Below are 25,101 nucleotides of genomic sequence, written 5' to 3'. Positions count from 1 at the left end.
GCCGATGCAGGACACGCCGTAAACCCATCCATGGGGGCTCGGTCGCGCCATCCATGGCGCTCACGGTCCTGCATCGGCCTGGCCTCTCGCCTCCCCACAGTCCCCTGGCCTCGGACGGTAGCGCCGAGCCATGCCCGGCGAGCGAAGCGACGCCGCTGTTCGCAGTACGTTCGAAACGCCCGCCGGCGCACGCCTTTCGTTCCGCCATTGCACCCGCAGCGCAACATGGGAAATCCGCGCGGCACCCTATAATCCGCGCTTTCCCCCTGACGAGTTCCACCCCGATGGCGCAGCAAACGATGAAGGCCCTGGTCAAGCGCGAAGCGGCCAAGGGCATCTGGCTGGAAGAAGTTCCGGTTCCGACCCCGGGCCCGAACGAGGTCCTGATCAAGCTGGAGAAGACCGCGATCTGCGGCACCGACCTGCACATCTACCTGTGGGACGAGTGGAGCCAGCGCACCATCAAGCCGGGCCTGACCATCGGCCACGAGTTCGTCGGCCGCATCGCCGCGCTCGGCTCGGCGGTGACCGGCTATGAGATCGGCCAGCGCGTCTCGGCCGAAGGCCATATCGTCTGCGGCCACTGCCGCAACTGCCGTGGCGGCCGCCCCCACCTGTGCCCGAACACCGTCGGCATCGGCGTCAACGTCAACGGCGCCTTCGCCGAATACATGGTGATGCCGGCCAGCAACCTGTGGCCGATCCCGGACCAGATCCCGTCGGAACTGGCCGCGTTCTTCGACCCGTACGGCAACGCCGCACACTGCGCGCTGGAATTCGACGTGATCGGCGAAGACGTGCTGATCACCGGCGCCGGTCCGATCGGCATCATCGCCGCCGGCATCTGCAAGCACATCGGTGCGCGCAACGTGGTGGTGACCGACGTCAACGACTTCCGCCTTAAGCTGGCCGCCGACATGGGCGCGACGCGCGTGGTCAACGTCGCCAACCAGTCGCTGAAGGACGTGATGAAGGAACTGCACATGGAGGGCTTCGACGTGGGCCTGGAAATGAGCGGCAACCCGCGCGCGTTCAACGACATGCTCGACTGCATGTACCACGGCGGCAAGATCGCCATGCTCGGCATCATGCCCAAGGGCGCCGGCTGCGACTGGGACAAGATCATCTTCAAGGGCCTGACCGTGCAGGGCATCTACGGCCGCAAGATGTACGAGACCTGGTACAAGATGACCCAGCTGGTGCTGTCCGGCTTCCCGCTCGGCAAGGTGATGACCCACCAGCTGCCGATCGACGAGTTCCAGAAGGGCTTCGACCTGATGGAAGAAGGCAAGGCCGGCAAGGTGGTATTGAGCTGGAATTGACCCTTCGCCGCGCGCGAAGGGTGGGTGCCGAGCCTGCTCGGCACGCCTTGAAACTGAAAAAGGCGCCCGATGGGCGCCTTTTTCTTTGCCATCCCGATGTTGCCGGCCAGCGGCCGGCACTACCGGTAACGCCTGCGGCGTTACTTGCCGATGGCCACGGTCAGCAGCACGCGGCTGTGTGCCAGCTTGCCCGAGTTCTCGCGGCCATTGCCGTCGGTACCGTAGTAACCCAGGCCGACGTTGAACAGGCCGAACTGGCGGCTGACGCCGACGTTCCAGTCGGTGTAGTCCTTGGCCAGGCCCTTCTCGAAGCTGCTGCGGCCGACGTTGGCGTTCAGCGTGAAGTCCTGCGGCAGGCCCCACTGGCCGCCGACGCCGTAGTACCAGCCATCGGTGCCGCTGTTCCACTGGTCGTTGGTGTAGGCCACGGTCAGCTTGTAGGTGTCGTCGAGCGTGGTGGTGGTCACCAGCTCGTTGTAGTTCTGGTGGCTGGCACCGATGTAGGTGTAGCGGTTCAGCAGCACGTCGAAGTTGACGCGCGAAGTGACGTCCACGCCGTAGCCGATCTGGTAGTCGATCTCGGTGTTCGGGTCACCCGGACCGAAGTCCACGCCCGAACCCCACACACCGGCATACAGGCCCACCGGCGAGGTGTAGGTGAAGCCCGCCTGCAGGGTCGGCTTCTCGTCGGTCTGCGACACGCCACGGAACAGGTAGTCGGAAACGGCGGTGACATTCCAGCTGTACGGCGATTCGTCCTCCTGCGCGCTGGCGGCGAACGGGGCGGCCAGGGTCAGGGCAGCGGCAATGGCGAGGCAGGCACGGGCGTGCTTCATGAGCGTCTCCGGTGGGGGCGGTGGCGTGACGTGGAAGGCGGGAGCGGCCGGAGCGCGACAGCTCCGGTTCACGAATTCTTAACCACTTTGCTATTGCGATGCAACATGTGCCGGCCGTGGCGATGCCCCATCCGGCCCGGTTGGTGACCGACGATGCCCGGTAGAATCAGCGGTTTCCCCGTTCAGAGCCGTGCCCACGCCATGACCGACGCCTCCTCCGCCCTGACCCGCCACTACGCCGAGGAACTGGACGCCATCCGCGCCCAGGGCCTGTTCAAGTCCGAGCGGATCATCACCAGCCCGCAGTCGGCCGAGATCACCCTCGACGACGGCCGCAAGGTGCTGAACTTCTGCGCCAACAACTACCTGGGCCTGGCCGACCATCCGGACCTGATCCAGGCCGCCAAGGACGCACTGGATACCCACGGCTTCGGCATGGCCTCGGTGCGCTTCATCTGCGGCACCCAGGACCTGCACAAGCAGCTGGAGAAGCAGATCGCCGATTTCTTCGGCAAGCAGGACACCATCCTGTATGCAGCCTGCTTCGATGCCAACGGTGGCCTGTTCGAGCCGCTGCTCGGCGAGAACGACGCGATCATTTCCGACGCGCTGAACCATGCTTCGATCATCGACGGCGTGCGCCTGTGCAAGGCCAAGCGCTTCCGCTACGCCAACTGCGACATGGCCGATCTGGAAGCCCAGCTGCAGGCCGCCGATGCCGCCGGCTGCAAGACCAAGCTGATCACCACCGACGGCGTGTTCTCGATGGACGGCTTCATCGCGCCGCTGGACGAGATCACCGCGCTGGCGAAGAAGTACAACGCACTGGTGCACATCGACGAATGCCACGCCACCGGCTTCCTTGGCGCCACCGGCCGTGGTTCGGCCGAGGTCAAGGGCGTGCTGGAGAAGATCGACATCATCACCGGTACCCTGGGCAAGGCCATGGGCGGCGCACTGGGCGGCTTCACCTGCGCCAGCGCCGAAGTGATCGAACTGCTGCGCCAGCGCTCGCGCCCGTACCTGTTCTCCAACTCGCTGCCGCCGCATGTGGTGGCCGCCGGCATCAAGGCGTTCGAAATGCTGGCTGCCGCCGACGACCTGCGCAGCACCCTGGCCGAGAACACCGCCTACTTCCGCGAGAAGATGACCGCCGCCGGTTTCGACGTGAAGCCGGGCGTGCATCCGATCAGCCCGGTGATGCTGTATGACGCACCGTTGGCGCAGAAGTTCGCCGAGCGCCTGCTGGAAGAAGGCATCTACGCGATCGGCTTCTTCTTCCCGGTGGTGCCCAAGGGCCAGGCCCGCATCCGTACCCAGATCAGCGCCGCGCACAGCCGCGAGCACCTGGACCGCGCGATCGATGCCTTTACCCGCATCGGTGTCGAGCTGGGCGTGGTCAAGGGCTGAACCCACCGGTCAAAGCGTGCCGACCAAGGTCGGCACCTACCGGGGCTTGAGGGCGTGCCGACCAGGGTCGGCACCCACGGGCATTACTTCTTTTTCTTCTTGCCCTTCGGCTCTTCCTTGCTGGCCACCACCACCGGCTTGGCGGCAGCGTCCTGGCCGTTGCCCTTGGCAACGCGGATGCCGTTTGCCTTCATCCAGGCATCGAACTCATCGGCGGTCATTTTCTTGTCGCCGTCGCTCATCAGGAAGCGGTAGCTGCCGCGACCATCCAGCTCCGGGGTCTTCACTTCCACCACCGGGGTCTCGGCAGGCGTTTCCGCCTTGGCCACCTTCTTGTGGCCGCCACAGGCGGTCAGCAGCACCATCGGCAGCAGCAGGCCTGCACAGCGCAGGGTTTGGTTGAGGGTCGGGTGGTACATGGCAGGCTCCGTTCGGGAAATTCAACAACCAGGCGCCCCCTACGCCTGGAACGGTGGCCGGCAACTGCCGGCCGCGGGCGATGATCAGCCCGGTGCAGCGGCCCCCAGCCGCTGCTGGTCACTGACCTCCAGCACCCGCCATTGCCCCTTGCCGAGATCGCCGAGCAGCAGCCCACCGATCGCGACCCGGACCAGGCGCAGCACCTGCAGGTCGAAGGCCGCCAACAGGCGGCGGATATGACGGTTGCGGCCCTCGTCGAGGACCACCTCCAGCCATGCGGTCTTGTCGCCACTGCGCAGCACGCGCACGGCCTGGGCGACGAGGAACTCGCCCTCGTCCTCGACACCGGCGCGCAGCGCGGCCAGGGTGTCCTCGTCGGGCAGACGATCCACCTGCACGTGATAGGTCTTCTGCGGGCCGGTCTCTGGATCGGTCAGGCGCGCCGCCCACTGCGGATCATTGCTGAACAACAGCAACCCTTCGCTGGCCTTGTCCAGGCGCCCGACCGGCGCGATCCACGGCAGGCCGGCACCATCAAAGCAGCGATACACGGTGTCGCGACCACGCTCGTCCTGCGCCGTGGTCACCACGCCGCGCGGCTTGTTGAGCATCAGGTACAGGCGCTGCGGCGCATCCATCGGCTGGCCATCGACTTCGATCGGTGGCGCAGGCTGTCCAATCGGGAATTCGGGATCACGGACGATGCGGCCGGACACGCGTACGCGGCCCTCGGCGATCCAGCGCGCGGCCTCGCTGCGCGAGCACACGCCGGCCTTGGACAGCACGCGCGCCAGCCCATGGCGCACGCCACTGGAGACATTCGGAACCGCACGCCCACGCGGTGCGTGGGAGCGGGCGGCGGGGGCGGCAGGTGGGCGGCGCGTGCGCAAGCCTCTGCTCCCCGCAGCGCTTACTTCTTGTCGACCGGCTTGGTCTCAGCCGGTGCTTCGGCCGCAGCCGGAGTAGCGGCCGGAACCGGACGCGCCTTGACCACGCGCACACCGCGCGCCTTCATCCAGGCGTCGAATTCTTCAGCGGTCATGCGCTTGCCGTTCTGGCTCATGTCGAAGCGCCACGGCGTGTTGTCGAACTCGGTCTGCGGCTTGTAGGCCGCCGGATCGTTCGGCTTCACTGCCGGCGCGCTCGGGATGGCCTTGGCGATGTTCTGGCAGCCATCGATGCGCAGGCGCTGCAGCACCTGGTCCAGCGACTGCGACGGATCGTAGTTGCTGCTCAACACGCCAGCCGGCATGCCCAGCTGGTTGCCACGGATGTACAGCTCGTCGGCCACCGGTGCGATGGTCGTGGCGGGCAACGGCAGCGGCGACGCGCTGGTGTTGACCGAGCAATCGACCGCAGCGTGGGCGGCGGGAACCAGGGCCAGCGCCACGAAGGCGGCCGATGCAGAGCGCAGCATGAGGGACATCCACGAAAGGAAGTGACGCGGCGAGTTTAGCAATGCCGCGTCAGCTTTCAAGCGCCACTTTCAATGAATACGGCAACTCATTGGTTTTACGAGTAAAGTTCCGACGAACGGTTGCTCTCGCGCACGAAACGCCGGGTTCCGGGCCGCAGAAACAACAAGACCCGGCCGAAGCCGGGTCCTGCTGTGTCCTACTGGCAGAGCGTCAGAACTTAGTTCTGGACGTTCAGCTCGGTACGACGGTTCTTGGCGCGACCTTCCGGGTTGTCCGAACCATCCGGGTTGGTGTTCGGAGCAATCGGACGGCTCTCGCCGTAGCCGATCGGGCCGACCAGACGACCGGCGTCAACGCCGTTCTTGGTCAGGTAGTTGTACACGGCGGTAGCGCGACGCTCCGACAGCTTCTGGTTGTAAGCGTCGGTACCCTTCGAGTCGGTGTGACCGGCAACTTCAACGCGCAGATCCGGGTAACGCTTCAGGATCTCGGTGGCTTCGCTCAGGATCGCCACGGCGTCCGGACGCAGGTTCGACTTGTCGAAGTCGAAGTTGACGCCCTTCAGGTCGATGGAGACCGGAACCGGGCAACCGTCCGGACCGATGGTCTGACCCGGCTGCGAGTTCGGGCACTTGTCGTCGCAGTTGTTGACGCCGTCACCGTCGTCGTCCAGGTCGGCGCAGCTCGGGGCAACCGGAGCCGGAGCCGGAGCAGCCGCGACCGGAGCCGGGCCCAGCGGGATCACGACACCGACCGAAGCCAGCACGTCGCCGAACCAGCTTTCGTCCTTGGCGGCGATGCTCTGGTCGTCGAAGTCAGCGCGGTAGGCCACTTCGGCGCGGACAGCAACACGCTTCTCGAAGGTGGTCTGCAGGCCGACGCCCAGCTTGGCGGCAACGTTGCCGTCCTTACGCTTGCGCGGACCGTTGTTGTCCAGAGCAGCGTACTGCTCTTCCGACTTCTGGTAGCCCAGGCCACCGACGATGTACGGGTTCCAGCCGCGGCCTTCCTTGATGAAGTGGCGACGCAGGTCCAGCGAGACGCCGTACTGCGACCAGTTCAGGTCCTGGTTGCTGTCGAAGTTCGGGTTCTGGTAGTTCAGCTCACCGTCCAGCGACCAGTTCGGGCTGATGAACTTACCCAGGCCCAGGGTCACGAACGGAGCGTCATTGGTCAGACGGTCGCTGTCCTGGAAGTTGAAGCCGGCCGAACCGGTCAGGTACCAGCGGTCATCGAACTCCTGCGCCGAAGCTGCCTGGGCAAAAGCCAGGCCGCCCAGCAGCGCGGCAGTAAGGATCTTCTTGTTCATTGAGTACAGCTCCTATTTCGGGGGTATGAAACCGGTAGAGGCATGGGCCAGCACTAGTGCGTCGATGTACGACAGCCGATTCAGCACGCCACCGCCGCGAACATTATGCTCAGGCGGGTGAAGGCCATGTTAACAGTCCCGTAACATGTGAAGTGTTGCGCCCGACCGTCCACCGGTCCGACGTTGAAACCCTATACAGGATGATGAAAATCCGCAAGACCCCCACGCTGCAAGGGTTTGACGGGGTTTAAGCGGCAAAAACGACATATTGCGCAACATACTGCATCACACGGTTCAGCAGGTTTGCGGAAACGTGAGGAACCTTATGATGGGATCACGAACCCAGCCGGAGCCGTGATGAAAGCCGTCGCCCTGAGTCGTGAATACGCACCTTCCCTGCGTGATGTCCTGCTGCCACCGCCGCTGCCGCCACGCGGCCGCGACCTGCTGGTCCGGATCGAAGCGGTATCGGTCAACCCCGTCGACGGCAAGCAACGGGCCGCCACCGATCCGGCCACCCTCGAGGTTCCCCGGGTGCTGGGCTGGGACGCCGCCGGTGTGGTCGAAGCCATCGGTGACGAGGCCAGCCTGTTCGCCTCCGGTGACGAGGTCTACTTCGCCGGCGACGTTACCCGCCCGGGCTGCAACGCCCAGTACCAGTGGGTGGACGAGCGCCTGGTCGCCCGCAAGCCGACCACGCTCGATTTCGCGGAAGCCGCCGCGCTGCCCCTGACCACGCTGACCGCCTGGGAGCTGCTGTTCCAGCGCATGCCGCTGCACCTGGATGATCGCCGCCATGGCGGCCAGCACCTGCTGGTGATCGGCGGCGCGGGCGGCGTGGGCTCGATGGCGATCCAGCTGGCCCGCCATGCCGGCTTCGAGGTGATCGCCACCGCCTCGCGCGAGGCCTCGATCGACTGGTGCCGGCAGATGGGGGCCACGCATGTGATCGACCATCGGCAGCCGCTGCAGCCCCAGTTGCAGGCACTGGGCATCGATGCGGTGCAGGTGGCGCTCAATCTGGCCGACACCGATCACTACTGGGACGAACTGGGCCAGCTGCTGGCACCGCAGGGCCATGTCGGCCTGATCGTGGAGCCGCGTGGCGCACTGCGCATCGGCGATCCGTACAAGGCCAAATGCATCGGCATCCACTGGGAATTCATGTTCGCGCGCTCGCGCTTCGCCACTGCCGACCGCATCGAGCAGCACCGCATCCTCAGCCGCGCCGCCAGCATGATCGATGCCGGCCAGCTGCGTGGCACGCTCAGTGAAACGCTGGGCACGATCAATGCGGCCAACCTGGATATCGCGCATGAACGTCTGGCCAGCGGGCGCACGGTGGGCAAGCTGGCGCTGGTGGGCTGGGACGACTGACGCTTCATGTAGCGCCCCACGTGCAGGATCGGCGCTGCCTGTACCGACGGATTGACCGGCATCTGTATCTATGGATGAAGCGAAAACGGGGATACGGTGGAAACAGATCCCCTCCCCTGTGCCCGCCATGCCTACCGCCCTGCCCCTGCGCCTGCTGCAACTGATCACCGGCCTGTTCCTGTATGGCTTCGGTGCCTCGCTGATGATCCGTGCCGCCATCGGTGTGGCGCCCTGGGACGTGTTGTCACAGGGCATCGCCGCACAGACGCCGCTGTCCTTCGGCCTGGCGACCAATGTCATCGGTGCGCTGGTGCTGTTGCTCTGGTGGCCACTGCGCCAGAAGCCGGGCGTCGGCACCGTGCTCAACGTGATGCTGATCGGTCCCTCCGCACAGTTCGGGCTGTGGCTGCTGCCGCCGGCCCTCGGCGTGGGCTGGCAGCTGGCAATGTTCTGTGCCGGCATGCTGCTGGTCGCGCTGGCCACCGGCCTGTACATCGGCGCCCGCCTCGGCCCGGGACCACGCGATGGCCTGATGACCGGCCTGCATGCCCGCACCGGCTGGCCGATCTGGAAGGTGCGCAGCCTGATCGAAGGCAGCGTATTGCTGCTGGGCTGGTGGCTGGGCGGCAATGTCGGCCTCGGCACCCTCGCCTTCGCCCTGCTGATCGGTCCGCTGTGCGGGATCACGCTGGGCTGGTTCGGCATCGGTCGCACCCCGGTAGTGCCGGCCGCTGGCCGGCAGCCGCAGTCGCCCTGAGCTGACCGGGCTACCGGCCAGCCGCCGACACTGCCCACCAGGCGGCCCTTGCCCCGGCCGCCGTTTCGCGGCACGCTTCGCGCTTCCGTACGCAAGCGTATCGACCATGTCGCCAGCCAACGAAAGCGCCTATCCCCATCTGTTCGCCCCGCTGGACCTGGGCTTCACCCAGCTGCGCAACCGCGTATTGATGGGCTCGATGCACACCGGCCTGGAAGATCGCGCCCGCGATTTCCCACGGCTGGCGGCCTACTTCGCCGAGCGCGCCGAGGGCGGCGTCGGCCTGATCGTCACCGGCGGCTTCGCGCCGAACGTGGTCGGCTGGCTGAAGCCATTCGGCGGCAAGCTGTCCTGGCCCTGGGAAGTGCGGCCGCACCGCCAGCTCACCGCCGCCGCGCACCAGCACGGCGCGAAGATCTGCCTGCAGCTGCTGCACGCCGGCCGTTACGCCTACCATCCGTTGTCGGTGGCACCGTCGAAGCTGAAGGCACCGATCAACCCGTTCACCCCGCGCGCGTTGTCGGCCAGCGGCGTCGAGCGCCATATCGCCGACTACGCGCGCAGCGCGAAGCTGGCCCGAGAGGCCGGCTATGACGGCGTCGAAGTGATGGGCTCGGAGGGCTACCTCATCAACGAGTTCATCGCCCCGCGCACCAACAAGCGCACCGACCGTTGGGGCGGTGACGCCAGCCAGCGCATGCGCTTCGCGGTCGAGATCGTGCGCCGCATCCGCGAGGCCTGCGGCCCGGATTTCATCATCATCTATCGCCTGTCGCTGGTGGATCTGGTCGACGACGGCAGCAACTGGGAAGAGATCGTGCAGCAGGCGCAGGCCATCGAGGCGGCCGGTGCGACGATCATCAATTCCGGTATCGGCTGGCATGAAGCGCGCATCCCGACCATCGCCACCTCGGTGCCGCGTGCTGCATTCGCCGGGGTCACCGCCAAGCTCAAGCCGCATGTGAAGGTGCCGCTGGTGGCGACCAACCGCATCAACATGCCCGACGTCGCCGAGCGCATCCTCGCCGATGGCGGCGCCGACATGGTGTCGCTGGCGCGCCCGCTGCTGGCCGACCCGCAATGGCCGAACAAGGCCCGTGCCGGCCGCGCCGAGGCGATCAACACCTGCATCGCCTGCAACCAGGCCTGCCTGGACCACGTGTTCGAGAACAAGCTGGCCAGCTGCCTGGTCAACCCGCGCGCCGCGCACGAGACCGAGCTGGTCTATCGCCCCACCGCCACGCCGAAGAAGATTGCCGTGGTCGGTGCCGGCCCCGCCGGCCTGGCCTGTGCCACCGTCGCTGCCCAGCGTGGCCACCAGGTCACCCTGTTCGATGCCAACGAGGAGATCGGCGGCCAGTTCAACGTGGCCAAGCGCATCCCGGGCAAGGAAGAGTTCCACGAGACCCTGCGCTACTTCCGCCACACGCTGGCCGAAACCGGCGTGCAGCTGCGCCTCGGCACCCGCGCCGACGCCGCCACCCTGGCCGGCTTCGACGAGGTGGTGCTGGCCACCGGCATCACTCCGCGCAAGGTCGACTTCCCCGGTGCCGACCACGCCAAGGTGGTCAGCTACCTGGACGTGCTGCTGGGCCGGGTCGAAGTGGGTAGCAATGCGGCGATCATCGGCGCCGGTGGCATCGGCTTCGATGTCGGCGAGTTCCTCAGCCACACCGGTGAGTCACCCTCCCTCGACCCGCAGCGCTGGATGGCCGAATGGGGCGTGGACAGCACCTTCGAGGCCCGCGGCTCACTGGCCAGGCCCGAGGTTGAGGCCTCGCCGCGCCGGCTGTGGCTGCTGCAGCGCAGCCCGGGCAAGCCTGGCACGCGCCTGGGCAAGACCACTGGCTGGATCCATCGCGCCACGCTGAAGGCCAAGGGCGTGCGCATGCTCGGCGGCGTCGAGTACCTCGGCGTGGATGACGAAGGCCTGCGCATCCGCGTGGACGGTAGCGAACAGCTGCTGCCGGTCGACCATGTGGTGATCTGCGCCGGGCAGGAACCGAACCGCCTGCTGCAGGCCGAATTGCAGGCGGCCGGCATCAACGCGCAGCTGATCGGCGGTGCCGATGTGGCCGCAGAACTCGATGCAAAACGCGCCATCGACCAGGGCAGCCGGGTCGCTGCCGCGCTCTGATGAGCGCCTGAATGGGGGACGGAATGTGATTTCCGTCACCCCCGTTGAACCTGAATGTCAAGCCGAGCGGTTCACGATGCGTTCGGCTATGCCCCCCTACCTTGCGCCATCTTTCCGCTCACCAGCCAGTTTCCGGTGAGCCGGCGCAGCCCCCACGGTCGGTACTGATCGTTTCTTTTGGGGCTGCCCACGGGGCGGCCCCGATGGCCGCCTCCCCATGACGCCAAGTCGTCCCCCGCCTCCTGTCGCCCCGCGGCCGGAACCGGAGGGTGCGGCCCATACGGAGCAAGGAGTTATATGAAACTGGCCTGGATTCTCTGGCTGTCGCAGTTGTTGCCGCAGCCGGCCGCTGATTCACTGTGTCTGAGCACCACCGTTTACCTGGAAGCCCGCGACCAGACCCTGCGCGGCCAGCAAGCCGTCGCCGAGGTCGCCCTGCGCCGTCTCGACAGTGGCCTGTGGGGCGACTCGATGTGCCAGGTGGTCACCGCACGCAAGCAGTTCGCGCCGACCATCGTCTCCCCCGGCACCCAGCTGGGCAACGACGCCGCCTGGAGCGAAGCGATGAACGTCGCCTTCGACGCCGAGCGCAACTGGGCGCTACCGGCCGGCGAGCGCCGCGAAATCGTGCCCGGTGCCAGCCACTTTGCTGCGCTGTCCATCGCCAGCCCGAACTGGCGCAATGCCTACCAGGTGGCCACCATCGGCGATCACACCTTCTATAAGGTGCAGAACCTCAAGCCGCGGCAGTCGTAACGATCCGTGCTGGCGGCAGCGTTGCCGCCCGCCGCCAGGCTCTGGGATAGTGGGGGCTTCCCGCCCGCATCACCTGGAGTTCCCATGAAGCTGTACAGCAAGCCCGGTGCCTGTTCCACCGCCGACCACATCGCCCTGCAGTGGACCGGCCAGCCGTTCGAGGTTGAACTGCTGAACAAGGACACCCTGAAGGGTCCGGAATTCCTCAAGATCAATCCGGCCGGCGCCGTTCCCGCACTGGTCGACGGCGACTTCGTGCTGCTGCAGAACGCCGCGATCATGGGCTACATCGCCGACAGCTTCCCGCAGGCCGGCCTCGGCGGCGACGGCAGCCCGCGCCAGCGCGCCGAAGCCACCCGCTGGCTGGCCTTCGTCAATTCGGACGTGCATCCGGCCTTCTCGCCGCTGTTCTCGCCAGGCAAGTTCATTGCCGACGAAGGCCAGTACGACGCGATCCGCGCCGCCGCACACAAGCGCCTGCGTGGCCTGTTCGAGACCGCCGACAAGCAGCTGGCCGACAAGCCCTGGCTGGCCGGCTTCCGCAGCTTCGCCGACCCGTACTTCTACATCACCCTGCGCTGGGCCGCCGGCACCAAGGTCGACCTGTCCGGCCTGGACAACCTGGCCGCGTACAAGGCGCGCATGGATGCCGATGCCGGCGTGCAGGCAGCACTGAAGGCTGAAGGCCTGGCCTGACGCCACCGGCTACCAAGCGGGGTCGGATCCGTCTGCGCAGCAGGCGGCTCTGACCCCCTCGGCTCCAACGGGGTGATCAACCGATCTGGCGGATCACTTCACCCTTGGCATCGCGCAGGTAGGTCGGCACCACTTCGATGCGCAGCGCCCCGGCCACCGGATAGATCCCGCGCTCGGCACGCACGCCTGCCAGGGCCTGCAGGCCCATCTCGTCCAATGCCCAGCGCGCGCTGTCGGCCGATACCTCGCCGGTTTCACCGCGCGCGGCCGGAATGAACTCCCACTGCCGCTCGCGGCTGACCAGTTCCAGCGATTTGCCGTGGCGCAGGCGCAGCGGCAACAGTTCGCACACGCTGGCGACCTGGCCGGCGCCGAGCACCAGCGTGGTGACGCCCGCCTCCTGGCGCCAGTCCAGGGTCTCGATGAACAGCATGCCGGTGCTGGAGCCCTCGCGCTCGCTGCCGGCCTGCACCTGTGCGGCCAGTGCCGGATCGTCCAGCAGAGTGCCGCGATGCAGATCGCTGATCCACAGCGCCATCGCCGGCAGCAGCGCCTGCAGCACACCACGCGTCGACCAGCGCTTGACCGCCTCCATCTCCTCATCGGTCAAGCCGACCAGCTGCAGGAACTGCAGATGGCCGTTGGCCGTGTCCCGCGCCGGCAACTGCGGGTCGGCAATGAAGGCCAGATGGCACAGCCGCGTGCCGGTCTCCAGCGCGATCGGGCCGTTGGCGTTGAGGTGGTGGCCATCCTCGAACACATTGCCGCTGCCGAACACATAGCGCGCCAGGTTCTGCAGCAGGTTCATCGGCCACACGGGTGGCGTGCTGCCGGCGTTCTCACCGGCGTCGGCAGCGAGGCGGAAGGTCAGCTCGAAACCATAACCGCTGGCATCCGCATCACGGCTCTCCTTGGCGTACAGCTCGGAGAAGCCGTAGGTGATGTAATGCCAGTGCGGGACCGGCGTATCCGCCCAGTACACGCTGATGCCATCCAGCGGATCCTGGCCCCCAAGCGTATAGGGAAGCGCGGTGCCGAAGTGGCGCGGCTCCTGGCCGGCATACAGCGGCGCCAGCGCCGCATTGATCGCGTCCCAGCCTGGGGTGTCGGTGTCGTCGTGGTGGTCCTGCACGCGGGACTCCTTGTGGGGAAGTGAACCGATCACTTTACGCGGTGGCTCAGGCCTGCACGACCTCACTGCCAGCGTTCACCACGGCCGCCTGGGTTTCCTGCCACCAGCGCTGCGCCAATGCAGGGCTGCGCGCCTTGCCCACCGCCGCCAGCAGTTCCGGGCACAGGCGCTCCAGCGCCAGCGCATCGGTGCAGCGTTCGATCTTCAACTGCATGAAGTAGCCCTTCAGGCCCAGGTGACGGCGCACCGCCTCGCTCATCGCGTCGTACAACTGCTGGTACAGCGCCGGATCCTGTTCGCGGCCGGTGCTGATGCCACGCGCCGGTGCCACCTCTGCGCTTCCGCCGATCACTTCGATCAGGCCCTGTGCTGACAATTGCTCCAGTGCGTCCGGTGGTGCGCGCAGGCCTTCGAACAGGCCGCGCAGTTCGGCGTCGTCGCGATGGCCGTCGACCATCAGCAGGATTGAACGCAGTGCCGCCGGCAGGCGCCGGCTACGGTCTTCGATTTCCTGACGGCCAGCAGCCGTCTTGGCGTGCAGCAATGCCATTGCCTCCCCCTCCCTTGATGCGCAATGCCGGCGCACCCTCGCGGGCACGCCCCCCTGGGTGCCATCCCCGTGCGGCACGCGCGTTCCCCGGCGCGCGCCGCGTGTTGCAGGTCGATGACAGGCCGAGCTTAGCGCAAGTGCGCAGGGGAGTGCCGGCCGCTGGCCGGCAATCTGGGGATTGATGGGGGTGCCGGCCAGCGGCCGGCATTAACGGGTCAGCGGCCCAGCGCCCGGCGGATCTCCTCCAGCGCGCTGGGGTCGTCCAGCGTCGACAGGTCACCCGGGTCGCGCTGCTCCGCCAGCGCCTGCAACGATCGCCGCAGCAGCTTGCCCGAACGGGTCTTGGGCAGTGCATTGACCACGTGCACGTGCGCCGGGCGCGCCACCGCGCCGAGCGAGGTGGTCACCGTGGCCATCATCTCGGCCACCACCGGCGCCGGATCCTCGCCATCCAGACCCTGCTTGAGGGTGACGAACACCAGCGGCACCTGCCCCTTCAGCTCATCCTTGACCCCGATCACGGCGGCCTCGGCCACGCGCGGGTGACTGGAAATGGCCTCCTCGATCTCGCGCGTGCCCAGGCGGTGCCCGGCCACGTTGATCACATCATCGGTGCGGCCGAGGATGAAGGTGTAGCCATCATCATCGCGGATCGCCCAGTCCAGCGAGCTGTACAGCAGTTCCTTGAAGTGGCTGAAGTAACTCTGCAGGAAACGGCTGTCGTCGTTCCACACCGTGCTCATGCAGCCCGGCGGCAACGGCGGCGACACCACCAGCACGCCCTTCTGCCCCGGGGCGACTTCCTCGCCGGTGTTCTCATCGATCACCTTCATCCGGTAGCCGAGGTTGGGGAAGCCCGGCGAACCGAAGCGCACCGGCTTCATCTCCAGGCCCGGCAGCAGGGTCAGTGCCGGCCAACCGGTTTCGGTCTGCCAGTAGTTGTCGATGATCGGCTTGCCGAGCGCTTCGCTGATCCAGTGCGCGGTGGGTTCGTCCAGCGGCTCGCCGGCCAGGAACAGATATTTCAGCGCGCGCAGGTCGTGGCGATGGATGAAATCGGCGTCGTGCTTCTTCAACACGCGGATGGCCGTGGGCGACGAGAACATCGTGCGCACGTTGTACTGCTCGCACAGCGCCCACCAGATGCCCGGGTCCGGGTTGGTCGGCAGCCCCTCGTACAGCAGCGAGGTGCAGCCGCCGATCAGCGGGCCGTACACATTGTAGGAATGGCCTACCGCCCAGCCGACATCGGACGTGGAGAACATCACCTGTCCCGGCCTGCAGTCGAACACGGTCTCCATCGACTGTGCCATCGCCACGGCATAACCACCGACATCGCGCTGCACGCCCTTCGGCTTGCCGGTGGTGCCGGAGGTATACAACAGGTAGCTCGGCTCGCTGGCTTCCAGCCACTGCACCGGCACATCGACTTCACCGATCTGCGCACGCAGCTCGGCGTATTCCACATCGCGGCCCGACACGCGAGGCTCGGCTGCATCCAGTCCGCGCGACACGATCAACACATGCGGTGGTGGCGAAGCCGCTTCGGCGCAGGCCGCGTCGACCATCGGCTTGTACGGAATCAACTTGCCACCGCGCATGCCGGCATCTGCCGCGATCAGCAGCTTGGGCTTGGCGTCGTCGATGCGCAGCGCCAGGTTGTGCGCGGCGAAGCCACCGAACACCACCGAGTGCACCGCACCGATGCGCGCGCAGGCCAGCATCGCGAACACGGCTTCGGCCATGTTCGGCATGTAGATCACCACGCGGTCGCCGTGGCCAACGCCGAGATGCTTGAGCACCGCGGCGAAGTCGTTCACTTCGCGATACAGCTGGCGATAGGTGATCTCGCGGGTGCTGTTGGTCTCGGTGGAAATGGCAACCAGCGCGAGCTGGTCGGCGCGCTCGGCCAGGTGGCGATCGACGGCGTTGTAGCAGAGATTGGTTTCACCACCGACGAACCAGCGCCGGAACGGCGGGTTGCTGTAGTCGAGCACCTGCTGCGGCGGTTTGTGCCAATGGATGCGCTTGGCTTCCTCGCCCCAGAAGGCCTCCGGCTCGTCGATCGAGCGACGGTAGGTTTCCTCGTAGTTCATGACGCAGCCCTCCCAGACAAAGTCATGGGTTCGAGGATAGTCCGGCGCTGCCGCGCGGGCCGTCCTACCTTGGTAGGGGGTGGGGTTTTGTTCTGCAGGGCTTGCAGCCCTGCACCTGCAGAGGCCGAAGCCAAAGCCAAAGCCAAAGCCAAAGCCAAAGCAACAGCAGACTATCCGTGGGAGGGCGGGATGGGCCCGGTTGCGGGAGACGCCGTAAACCCCGCTCCGCGGTCCGGCCCAGCCGCTGGCGACTGTGCGTTCGGGCGCTTGCGAAGCAGTGCTTCGCAAGCAAAGCACCCTCACCCATGGGGGCTTGGCCGCGGCATCCATGCCGCGGACACTCCCGCAACCGGACCCACCCCGCCTTCGACAGATTCCGCGATCTGTCGGAACGGCGTATTGCCCTGGTGGGTGTCGACCTTGGTCGACACGGTAGATCCACGCCATGCGTGGATGATTCATTCGATATCTGACAGAAAAATCGTGTCGACCAAGGTCGACACCTACCAACAGCGGCGCAGAACGACGGCCGCAGTTATCAACAGCCGCAGGAACCTGTCGAAGGTGGGGCGGTGTCGGAGTGCGGGGTGTCAGCCGCATGGGCCCGAGGCATGCCTCGGGCGGGTTGGGTAGGACGCCCAACCCCGGTCTTGCCGTGTGCGCAGGACAGCGCACACGAGCAAGCGGCTGCCAAGCCTACACGGACGTACTTGCGGCGTCCCCGCACTCCGACACCGTCCCGCCAACCCACGGATAGCCCGCTTTTGACGTTGACGTTGATTCTGCGGGTGCAGGGCTGCAAGCCCTGCCGAATCCCTAGAACGGCGTCGCGGACTCGAACGCGAGTGCTTCGCCTGTCACCGGATGGGTGAACCGCAGGCTGCGCGCATGCAGATGCACGCGCGGCGCAGGCGCGGCGTCATACAGCACATCGCCAACGATGGGATGGCCGAGACTGGCCATGTGCAGGCGCAGCTGATGGCTGCGGCCGGTGACCGGCTCCAGCGCCACGCGGGTACGCTGCCCTTCAACATCACGCGCCATTACGCGCCAGCGCGTCAGTGCCGGCTTGCCGCGTTCATGATCGATCATCTGCTTCGGCCGGTTCGGCCAGTCCACGATCAGTGGCAGGTCCACTTCGCCGGCATCGCCTTCAAGCAGCCCCACCACGATCGCTTCATAACGCTTGCCAACCTGGCGCTGCTCGAACTGCATCGACAGCGCCACCTGCATGTCCTTGCCGCGCGCATGCAGCAGCAGGCCGGAGGTCACCTGGTCCAGGCGATGCACGGTCAGCGCATCCGGGTACAGCGCCTGCAGGCGCGCGACCACGCAGTCCTGGTTCTCGGCGCTGCGGCCAGGCACGGACAGCAGGCCGGCCGGCTTCTCGGCCACCAGCAGCGCGTCGTCGATGTAATGCAGGTGGATCATGCGGCTCCGTATCCGTCCAAACAGAAACGGGGAAGCCGAAGCTTCCCCGTCTTCTGCGTACCGGCTAACGGCCGGTACCTACCTCGATGGAAGACGTACCGGCCAGGGCCGGTACCGCCTGCATCAGCCCAGCAGGTGGGCGACGCCAGCGCGCTCTTCTTCCAGCTCGGCCAGGGTCTTGTCGATGTACTTCTGGCTGAAGTCGTCGATCGGCAGATCCTTGACCAGGGTGTACTTGCCGTTCTCGGTGGTCACCGCGAAACCGAAGATCACGCCTTCCGGAATGCCGTAGGAACCGTCGGACGGCACGCCCATGGTGACCCACTTGCCGTTGCTGCCCAGCACCCAGTCACGCACGTGGTCGATCGCGGCGTTGGCGGCCGAAGCAGCCGAGGACGAGCCGCGGGCTTCGATGATCGCCGCGCCGCGCTTGCCGACGGTCGGGATGAAGGTGTTGGCGTTCCACTCCTGGTCGTTGATCGCATCGGCGATCGACGCACCATCGGCGGTGGCGAAACGGTAGTCCGGGTACATGGTCGGGCTGTGGTTGCCCCACACGACCAGCTTCTCCATGCCACCGACCGGCTTGCCGAGCTTGGTCGACAGCTGGCTCAGCGCGCGGTTGTGGTCCAGGCGCAACATGGCGGTGAAGTTTTCCGGCTTCAGGTCCGGGGCCGACTTCATGGCGATGTAGGCGTTGGTGTTGGCGGGGTTGCCGACCACCAGCACCTTCACGTCACGGCTGGCGACCTTGTTCAGCGCCGCGCCCTGGGCGGTGAAGATCTTGGCGTTTTCCAGCAGCAGGTCCTTGCGCTCCATGCCCGGGCCACGCGGACGTGCGCCAACCAGCAGGGCGATGTCGGCGTCCTTGAACGCGACTTCGGCATCATCGGTGCCGACCATGCCGGCCAGCAGCGGGAAGGCGCAGTCTTCCAGCTCCATCATCACGCCCTTCAGGGCGGCCTGGGCCTTGTCGACCGGCAGTTCCAGCAGCTGCAGGATGACCGGCTGGTCCTTGCCCAGCATTTCGCCGGAGGCGATGCGGAACAGCAGGGCATAACCGATCTGGCCGGCGGCGCCGGTCACGGCAACACGAACGGGTGCTTTCATGGGGGTTTCCTCTTGCTTGCAAGCGTTTGATGGGACGCCGCGGGCATGGCCACGCAGGCCGGGCGGGCGGCGGGGAACAGGGAAACGGCCACCCGTGGGTGGCCGTTTCGAAGGGGGTCAGGCGGCGAGGTGCTTGTTCCACTCCGCGACGCGCTCGGCCTGGGCGGCCAGCACGGCGTCGACGTCGCCTTCCAGGGTGATCGAATGGATCACGTCACCCTGCTTGACCGAATCGACGATGGCCTGGCCTTCCAGGACCTTGCCGAAGACGGTGTGGCGGCCGTCCAGCCAATCGGTCTTGATGTGGGTGATGAAGAACTGGCTGCCGTTGGTGTTCGGGCCGGCGTTGGCCATCGACAGCGAGCCGACCTCGTGCTTCACGCCATTCTTCTCGTCTTCGAACTTGTAGCCCGGGCCGCCGGTGCCACGACCCTGCGGGCAGCCGCCCTGGATCATGAAGTCGGCGATCACGCGGTGGAAGATCAGGCCGTCATAGAAGCCGTGCTTGACCAGGTTCACGAAGTTGGCCACGGTCAGCGGCGCCTTGTCGGCGAACAGCTCGACCTTGATCGGGCCCTGGGTGGTGTCGAAAGTGGCGATGAGGGACATGAAGATCCTTGATGCAAAGGGGAATGCGTCTAGCCACCTAGTTTACACCTGCCTCGTGGCAGCGGCGGCTTCGACCATCGGCGCAGAGCCCGGCTTCAGCCGCCGGAAGGGAGCCCCGCCGACCGGCGCTGGCGACCTCGGCCTGCGCGGCGGACAGCCAGCTGAATGGGCCCCGTGACCGGCGTGAAATCGACCTTTTCGCGAATCGTCAAGTTCGACGTATAATGTTGGACTTCTTTTTCCAAATCCGGCGCCGACTGGCCCCCTTTCGTATGTCCATCGAAAATCTTCGCAACATCGCCATCGTCGCCCACGTCGACCATGGCAAGACCACCCTGGTCGACCAGCTGCTGAAGCAGTCCGGCACCCTGTCCGAGCGCACCGTCCTCGCCGAGCGCGTGATGGACAGCAACGACCAGGAAAAGGAACGCGGCATCACCATCCTGGCCAAGAACACCGCCATCACCTGGGAAGACAAGAAGACCGGTATCAAGAACCGGATCAACATCGTCGACACCCCCGGCCACGCCGACTTCGGCGGTGAGGTCGAGCGCGTGCTGTCGATGGTCGACACCGTGCTGATCCTGGTCGATGCGATGGACGGCCCGATGCCGCAGACCCGCTTCGTGACCCAGAAGGCCTTCGCGATGGGCTTCAAGCCGATCGTCGTGGTCAACAAGGTCGACCGCCCGGGTTCGCGCCCGGAGTGGGTGATCGACCAGGTCTTCGACCTGTTCGACAAGCTCGGCGCCACCAATGAGCAGCTGGACTTCCCGATCGTCTACGCCTCGGCCCTGAACGGCTACGCCGGCCTGGAAGACACCGTGCGCGACGGCGACATGACCCCGCTGTACGAAGCGATCATGCAGCACGCCCCGCGTCCGGAAGTGGACCCGGAAGGCCCGTTCCAGATGCGCATCAGCCAGCTGGACTACAACAACTTCGTGGGCGTGATCGGCATCGGCCGCATCCAGCGCGGCACCCTGAAGAAGAACATGCAGGTCGCCGTCATCGACCGTGAAGGCAAGAAGCGCAACGGCAAGGTCGCCCAGGTGCTGGGCTTCCTGGGCCTGGAGCGCATCGAGCAGGACACGGCCGAGGCCGGTGACATCGTGGCCATCTCCGGCATTCCGGAGCTGACCATCTCCGACACCCTGTGCCACCCGGAAAATCCGGAAGCCCTGCCGGCACTGACCGTCGACGAGCCGACCATCTCGATGACCTTCCAGGTCAACAACTCGCCGTTCGCCGGCAACAAGGACCTGTCCGGTGGCAAGTTCCTGACCAGCCGCCAGATCAAGGACCGCCTGGACCGCGAACAGGTCCACAACGTGGCCCTGAAGGTCGAACAGCTGGAAGACGCCGACAAGTTCCTGGTCTCCGGCCGTGGCGAACTGCACCTGTCGGTGCTGATCGAGAACATGCGTCGCGAGGGCTACGAGCTGGCCGTGTCGCGCCCGGAAGTGATCATCAAGGAAATCGACGGCCAGATGATGGAGCCGATCGAGCAGCTGGTGGTGGACATCGAAGAAGTCCACCAGGGCGGCGTGATGGAAAAGTTGGGCACCCGCAAGGGCCAGCTGAAGAACATGGAACCGGACGGCAAGGGCCGTGTGCGCCTGGAGTACCAGATCCCGGCCCGTGGCCTGATCGGTTTCCAGAACGAGTTCAAGACCCTGACCCAGGGTTCGGGCCTGCTGTTCCACGTGTTCGACCATTACGGCCCGAAGGAACAGGGCGCCATCGCCAAGCGCATCAACGGCGTGATGATCGCGAACGCCCCGGGCACCACCCCGGCTTACTCGCTGGGCCCGCTGCAGGAGCGCGGCAAGCTCTTCGCTGCTGAAGGCGACAACGTGTATGAAGGTCAGCTGGTCGGCATCCACTCCAAGGACAACGACCTGACCGTCAACGCGATCAAGACCAAGCCGCTGACCAACATGCGCGCTTCGGGCAAGGACGATGCGATCCAGCTGACCCCGGCGATCAAGTACTCGCTGGAACAGGCCCTGGACTTCATCGAAGACGACGAGCTGGTCGAGATCACCCCGAAGGAGATCCGTCTGCGCAAGAAGTTCCTGACCGAAAGCGACCGCAAGAAGGCTTCGCGCGGCGGCTGAGCCAGCACCTCGTGAACCAGAGCGGCTACAACCCGGATCCGCACCGGCATCCGGGTCTCCACGTCATCGCCCTGCTCGAAGCGAGCAAGGCGATGCTGGCGCTGTTGGCCGCCACCGGGCTGGAAGTGCTCGGACCGCAGCCGCTGCGGCACGGCATCATGGTCCTGATCCGGCGTTTCAGCCTGGATCCGGACCATGGCACCCTGCCCTCGCTGCTGCACATGATCAGCCCCGACGCGGTGCACCTGGCCGCGGCGGGGATGATCGGCTACGGCCTGCTGCACCTGGTCGAAGCCTGGGGCCTGTGGCGGGCCAAGGCCTGGGCCTCCTGGCTGGGCTGCCTGACTGCCTCGCTGTACCTGCCCTTCGACATCTTCGCGATCATCCGCCACCCCGGCTGGCCGTCGTGGACGATCCTGGCGATCAACCTGATCGTGGTCTACGTCCTCGCCCGCGACCTGCGCAAGCGCCACCGCTGAGCACCGGCTACACTGGGGATTGGAGCCGACCAAGCCGCCCCATGCGCCCGTCCTTGCCGCCTCTGCTGACCTGCCTGCTTGCCGCGCTGCCTGCGCTGCTTTCGGCTGGCTGCAGCCCGGCCACGTCCAGCGCGCATGCGGCCGAACCCGCGAGCCGCAACGTGCCGTTCCCGTACGCCGAAACCGATGTCGCCGACCTGCAGGCGCGGATGACCGCCGGCGAGCTGGACAGCACCACCCTGACCCAGGCCTACCTGCAGCGCATCGCCACCCTGGACCGCACCGGGCCGCGCCTGCGCGCGGTGATCGAGCTCAACCCGGATGCACTGAAGGAAGCCGCTGCGCGCGACCGCGGGCGCCGTGATGGACGCCTGCGCGGCCCGCTGCACGGCATTCCGGTATTGCTGAAGGACAACATCAACGCCGCGCCGATGGCCACCAGCGCCGGCTCGCTGGCCCTGCAGGGGTTCCGCCCGGACGACGCCTACCTGGTGCGCCGGCTGCGCGACGCCGGTGCGGTGGTGCTGGGCAAGACCAATCTCAGCGAGTGGGCCAATTTCCGCGGCAACGATTCGGTGTCCGGCTGGAGCGCGCGCGGTGGCCAGACCCGCAATCCCTATCGCCTCAGCCACTCGCCCTGCGGCTCCAGCAGCGGCAGCGCGGTGGCGGTCGCCGCCAACCTGGCCAGCGTAGCGATCGGCACCGAAACCGACGGCAGCATCGTCTGCCCTGCAGCAATCAATGGCATCGTCGGTCTCAAGCCGACCGTCGGCCTGGTCAGCCGCGAGGGCATCATCCCGATTTCCTTCAGCCAGGACACCGCGGGGCCGATGACACGCAGCGTCGCCGATGCTGCAGCCGTACTGACTGCGATCGCCGGCCGCGACGATGCCGACCCGGCCACGGCCACCATGCCCGGCCGCGCGGTGTACGACTACACCGCGCGCCTGGACCCGCAGGGCCTGCGTGGCAAGCGCATCGGCCTGCTGCAGACACCGCTGCTGAAGTACCGCGGCATGCCGCCGCTGATCGAACAGGCGGCCACTGAGCTGCGTCGGGCCGGTGCCATCGTGGTGCCAGTGGAGCTGCCCAACCAGGGCGCGTGGGCCGAGGCCGAACGCACGGTGCTGCTGTACGAATTCAAGGCCGGGCTGGAGCGTTACTTCAGCACCCATCGCGCGCCACTGCGCAGCCTGGCCGAGCTGATCGCCTTCAACCAGGCGCACAGCAAGCAGGAACTGGGCCTGTTCGGCCAGGAGCTACTGGTGGAGGCCGACGCTACCGCTGGCCTGGCCGACCCCGCCTATATCCGCGCACGCAGCGATGCACGGCGGCTGGCCGGCCCGGAAGGCATCGATGCTGCCCTCGCCGCCCACCAGCTCGATGCCCTGGTGGCGCCGACCACCGGTGTGGCGTGGCCGATCCGCAGCGAAGGCGACGACTTCCCCGGCGAGAGCTACGGCGCCGCCGCCGTGGCCGGCTATCCCAGCCTCAGCGTGCCGATGGGCCAGATCGATGGCCTGCCGGTCGGCCTGCTGTTCATGGGCACCGCGTGGAGCGAACCGAAGCTGATCGAAATGGCCTACGCCTATGAACAGCGCACCCGCGCGCGGCGCCCACCGCACTTCGACACCGACATCCTGATCGACGCGGGCGAGCCGTGAACCGATAGTGCCGGCCGCCGGCCGGCCGATCCGGGGTTCCCGGCCAGCGGCCGGCGCTACCGTTCGGGTTCCGGCTCCACCGGCAGGATTGCCGCCTCACCATCTTCCGCCCCTGGCGAACGCACATCTGCAGTGCGTGCACGTGGACCGCGCGGCATGTCCAGTTCGTCTGCATGCTGCAGCCGCGCACGGACCTGCGGCAGCGACTGCGGATGCTCGCGCGCGAGGAAATCGAGCATGCGTTCGCGCACCAGGCAGCGCAGATCGAAGGCATCGCCAGAGCTGCGCGCACTGACCAGCAGGCGCACCTGGATCGCACGCTCGCTGGTCTCGGTCACCTGGGTCACGCAGACCCGGCCGTCCCACAGCGCTTCGCCACGGCAGATGCGCTCCAGCTCAGCGCGGATCGCCGCGATCGGGGCACGATAGTCCAGCCAAAGAAATGCCGTGCCGAGAAGATCGGCGCTGCGCCGCGTCCAGTTCTGGAACGGGTTTTCGATGAACCAGGTCAGCGGCACCACCATGCGCCGCTCATCCCAGATACGCACCACCACGTAGCTGCTGCCGATCTCCTCGATGCGCCCCCACTCGCCCTCGACGATCACCACGTCATCCAGCCGGATCGGCTGCGTCACCGCGATCTGCAGGCCAGCGATCAGGTTGCCGAACACCGGCTTGGCGGCGATACCCGCCACCAGGCCGATCAGGCCCGCCGAGGCCAGCAGCGCGGTGCCGATCTTCTGCACCATCGGGAACGTCAGCAGTACCAGCGACGCGCCCAGCACGATGATGGCGCCCATCAGAACGCGGCTGAGCACCCGGGTCTGGGTCTGGATGCGGCGTGCCTCCAGATTGTCGGAGACATCGATGGGATGACTGCGCAGGATCGCGCGCTCACCCGCCGCCACCGCGCGCACCAGCAACCAGATGAAGCATGCGGTCAGCGCGATGTGCAGCATGTGCTGCAGATTGCCCAGCAGCGGATCCTGCAGCGGCGTGGCCTGCAATGCGGGGATCAACAGCAGCAGCGGCCATGCGGTCGCCATCGGCAGCCCGAGCACACGGCCGATGCGCGCGCGCCGGCGATCACGCCCTTTCAATCGATGGTAGATCCACAGGATCAGCCACGCGCCGATGCCGCCCACCACTACGGCCAATCCCAACGGCCATGCGTATGCCTGTGCGCTTTGCCAGTGCACCGTTGCCACCTCCACTCGAACAGCCAAGCGGACAGCCTCGCGCATGGCGCATGAGCGTCACGTCAGTCGTTCGTAAGGAGGGTGTTGCTCGGCAGGGCTTGCAGCCCTGCACCTGCTACGAGCTGGAGCAACAGCAACAGCCGAAGCAGAAGCGGGTTTCCTGTGGGATGGCGGGGTGGGTCCGATTGCGGGGGGCGCTGCAAGTCCCCCTCCGGGGCCCGGCCCAGCCGCTGGCGGCTGTGCGTTCGGGCGCTTGCGAAGCAGTGCTTCGCA

At 66.6% G+C, this 25,101-nt stretch carries 22 protein-coding genes; 10 read left to right on the top strand and 12 right to left on the bottom strand.

Annotation, left to right across the window (positions count from 1 at the left end; all coding sequences use genetic code 11):
- Positions 1-299: 299 nt before the first annotated feature.
- Positions 300-1,322: an L-threonine 3-dehydrogenase gene (gene tdh / locus ACZK1G_RS04390; RefSeq protein WP_032955954.1), complete on the top strand. Its 1,023-nt coding sequence runs from the start codon at positions 300-302 to the stop codon at positions 1,320-1,322.
- A gap of 140 nt (positions 1,323-1,462) precedes the next feature.
- Here the strand turns inward: tdh and ACZK1G_RS04385 are convergent, their stop codons facing one another.
- The gene (locus ACZK1G_RS04385; RefSeq protein WP_101764988.1) at positions 1,463-2,158 is read right to left on the bottom strand and encodes a TorF family putative porin; all 696 of its coding nucleotides are present in this window, start codon (positions 2,156-2,158) and stop codon (positions 1,463-1,465) included.
- A 201-nt stretch (positions 2,159-2,359) separates the two neighbouring features.
- On the opposite strand from ACZK1G_RS04385, the gene kbl reads away from it, so the two are divergent.
- Entirely contained in the window at positions 2,360-3,568 is a 1,209-nt protein-coding gene (gene kbl / locus ACZK1G_RS04380; protein WP_005415440.1) for a glycine C-acetyltransferase, read from the top strand.
- An 83-nt stretch (positions 3,569-3,651) separates the two neighbouring features.
- Here the strand turns inward: kbl and ACZK1G_RS04375 are convergent, their stop codons facing one another.
- From ACZK1G_RS04375 to ACZK1G_RS04360, 4 genes are all read right to left on the bottom strand, one after another.
- Positions 3,652-3,987, bottom strand: a complete 336-nt coding sequence (locus ACZK1G_RS04375; protein WP_049446728.1) for a hypothetical protein — start codon at positions 3,985-3,987, stop codon at positions 3,652-3,654.
- A gap of 84 nt (positions 3,988-4,071) precedes the next feature.
- Positions 4,072-4,878 (bottom strand): pseudouridine synthase, encoded by an 807-nt coding sequence (locus ACZK1G_RS04370; RefSeq protein ID WP_014036119.1) that lies wholly within the window; start codon positions 4,876-4,878, stop codon positions 4,072-4,074.
- Between the two features lie 20 nt (positions 4,879-4,898).
- A complete protein-coding gene (locus ACZK1G_RS04365; protein WP_101764987.1) occupies positions 4,899-5,405 on the bottom strand; it encodes a hypothetical protein in 507 nt (168 codons plus the stop codon).
- A gap of 218 nt (positions 5,406-5,623) precedes the next feature.
- Complete coding sequence (locus tag ACZK1G_RS04360; protein WP_014036117.1) at positions 5,624-6,715, bottom strand: OmpA family protein; 1,092 nt, start codon at positions 6,713-6,715, stop codon at positions 5,624-5,626.
- A gap of 357 nt (positions 6,716-7,072) precedes the next feature.
- Here ACZK1G_RS04360 and ACZK1G_RS04355 point away from each other — a divergent pair, with 357 nt between their 5' ends.
- The 5 genes from ACZK1G_RS04355 (at position 7,073) to ACZK1G_RS04335 (ending at position 12,438) form a co-directional block, all read left to right on the top strand.
- A complete protein-coding gene (locus ACZK1G_RS04355; RefSeq protein ID WP_101764986.1) occupies positions 7,073-8,092 on the top strand; it encodes a zinc-binding alcohol dehydrogenase family protein in 1,020 nt (339 codons plus the stop codon).
- A 127-nt stretch (positions 8,093-8,219) separates the two neighbouring features.
- The gene (gene yczE / locus ACZK1G_RS04350; protein WP_101764985.1) at positions 8,220-8,849 is read left to right on the top strand and encodes a membrane protein YczE; all 630 of its coding nucleotides are present in this window, start codon (positions 8,220-8,222) and stop codon (positions 8,847-8,849) included.
- Between the two features lie 106 nt (positions 8,850-8,955).
- Positions 8,956-10,986: an NADPH-dependent 2,4-dienoyl-CoA reductase gene (locus ACZK1G_RS04345; protein WP_101764984.1), complete on the top strand. Its 2,031-nt coding sequence runs from the start codon at positions 8,956-8,958 to the stop codon at positions 10,984-10,986.
- 297 nt (positions 10,987-11,283) lie between these two features.
- Complete coding sequence (locus tag ACZK1G_RS04340; RefSeq protein ID WP_004154513.1) at positions 11,284-11,742, top strand: cell wall hydrolase; 459 nt, start codon at positions 11,284-11,286, stop codon at positions 11,740-11,742.
- A gap of 84 nt (positions 11,743-11,826) precedes the next feature.
- Positions 11,827-12,438, top strand: coding sequence for a glutathione S-transferase N-terminal domain-containing protein (locus ACZK1G_RS04335; RefSeq protein WP_101764983.1), 612 nt, complete (start codon positions 11,827-11,829; stop codon positions 12,436-12,438).
- A 76-nt stretch (positions 12,439-12,514) separates the two neighbouring features.
- On the opposite strand, the gene ACZK1G_RS04330 is transcribed toward ACZK1G_RS04335, so the two are convergent.
- The 6 genes from ACZK1G_RS04330 to ACZK1G_RS04305 all read right to left on the bottom strand — a co-directional run bounded on the left by ACZK1G_RS04330 (position 12,515) and on the right by ACZK1G_RS04305 (position 19,366).
- Entirely contained in the window at positions 12,515-13,570 is a 1,056-nt protein-coding gene (locus ACZK1G_RS04330) for a suppressor of fused domain protein (RefSeq protein ID WP_101764982.1), read from the bottom strand.
- A gap of 46 nt (positions 13,571-13,616) precedes the next feature.
- Positions 13,617-14,120 carry a hypothetical protein gene (locus tag ACZK1G_RS04325; protein WP_049446744.1) on the bottom strand — a complete coding sequence of 168 codons (504 nt, stop codon included), beginning with the start codon at positions 14,118-14,120 and terminating at the stop codon, positions 13,617-13,619.
- Between the two features lie 215 nt (positions 14,121-14,335).
- On the bottom strand, positions 14,336-16,216 hold the full coding sequence (gene prpE / locus ACZK1G_RS04320; RefSeq protein WP_049446747.1) for a propionate--CoA ligase: 1,881 nt from the start codon (positions 16,214-16,216) through the stop codon (positions 14,336-14,338).
- 816 nt (positions 16,217-17,032) lie between these two features.
- A complete protein-coding gene (locus ACZK1G_RS04315; RefSeq protein ID WP_101764981.1) occupies positions 17,033-17,647 on the bottom strand; it encodes an RluA family pseudouridine synthase in 615 nt (204 codons plus the stop codon).
- A gap of 123 nt (positions 17,648-17,770) precedes the next feature.
- On the bottom strand, positions 17,771-18,757 hold the full coding sequence (locus tag ACZK1G_RS04310; RefSeq protein ID WP_004153634.1) for a malate dehydrogenase: 987 nt from the start codon (positions 18,755-18,757) through the stop codon (positions 17,771-17,773).
- 117 nt (positions 18,758-18,874) lie between these two features.
- The gene (locus ACZK1G_RS04305; protein WP_004153629.1) at positions 18,875-19,366 is read right to left on the bottom strand and encodes a peptidylprolyl isomerase; all 492 of its coding nucleotides are present in this window, start codon (positions 19,364-19,366) and stop codon (positions 18,875-18,877) included.
- A gap of 272 nt (positions 19,367-19,638) precedes the next feature.
- On the opposite strand from ACZK1G_RS04305, the gene typA reads away from it, so the two are divergent.
- Genes typA through ACZK1G_RS04290 form a run of 3 tightly spaced genes read left to right on the top strand, consistent with a single transcriptional unit; the run spans position 19,639 to position 23,629 of the window.
- The gene (gene typA, locus ACZK1G_RS04300; protein ID WP_042358544.1) at positions 19,639-21,486 is read left to right on the top strand and encodes a translational GTPase TypA; all 1,848 of its coding nucleotides are present in this window, start codon (positions 19,639-19,641) and stop codon (positions 21,484-21,486) included.
- Positions 21,487-21,497: 11 nt separating this feature from the next.
- The gene (locus ACZK1G_RS04295) at positions 21,498-21,965 is read left to right on the top strand and encodes a DUF2127 domain-containing protein (protein ID WP_005415426.1); all 468 of its coding nucleotides are present in this window, start codon (positions 21,498-21,500) and stop codon (positions 21,963-21,965) included.
- A gap of 41 nt (positions 21,966-22,006) precedes the next feature.
- Entirely contained in the window at positions 22,007-23,629 is a 1,623-nt protein-coding gene (locus tag ACZK1G_RS04290) for an amidase (RefSeq protein ID WP_478448054.1), read from the top strand.
- 56 nt (positions 23,630-23,685) lie between these two features.
- On the opposite strand, the gene ACZK1G_RS04285 is transcribed toward ACZK1G_RS04290, so the two are convergent.
- Positions 23,686-24,873 (bottom strand): mechanosensitive ion channel family protein, encoded by a 1,188-nt coding sequence (locus ACZK1G_RS04285; protein ID WP_233490836.1) that lies wholly within the window; start codon positions 24,871-24,873, stop codon positions 23,686-23,688.
- Positions 24,874-25,101 lie beyond the last annotated feature (228 nt).

Source organism: Stenotrophomonas sp. 109824_Sma, assembly GCF_056480025.1.
This window is presented reverse-complemented; position numbering and strand designations above follow the sequence as displayed.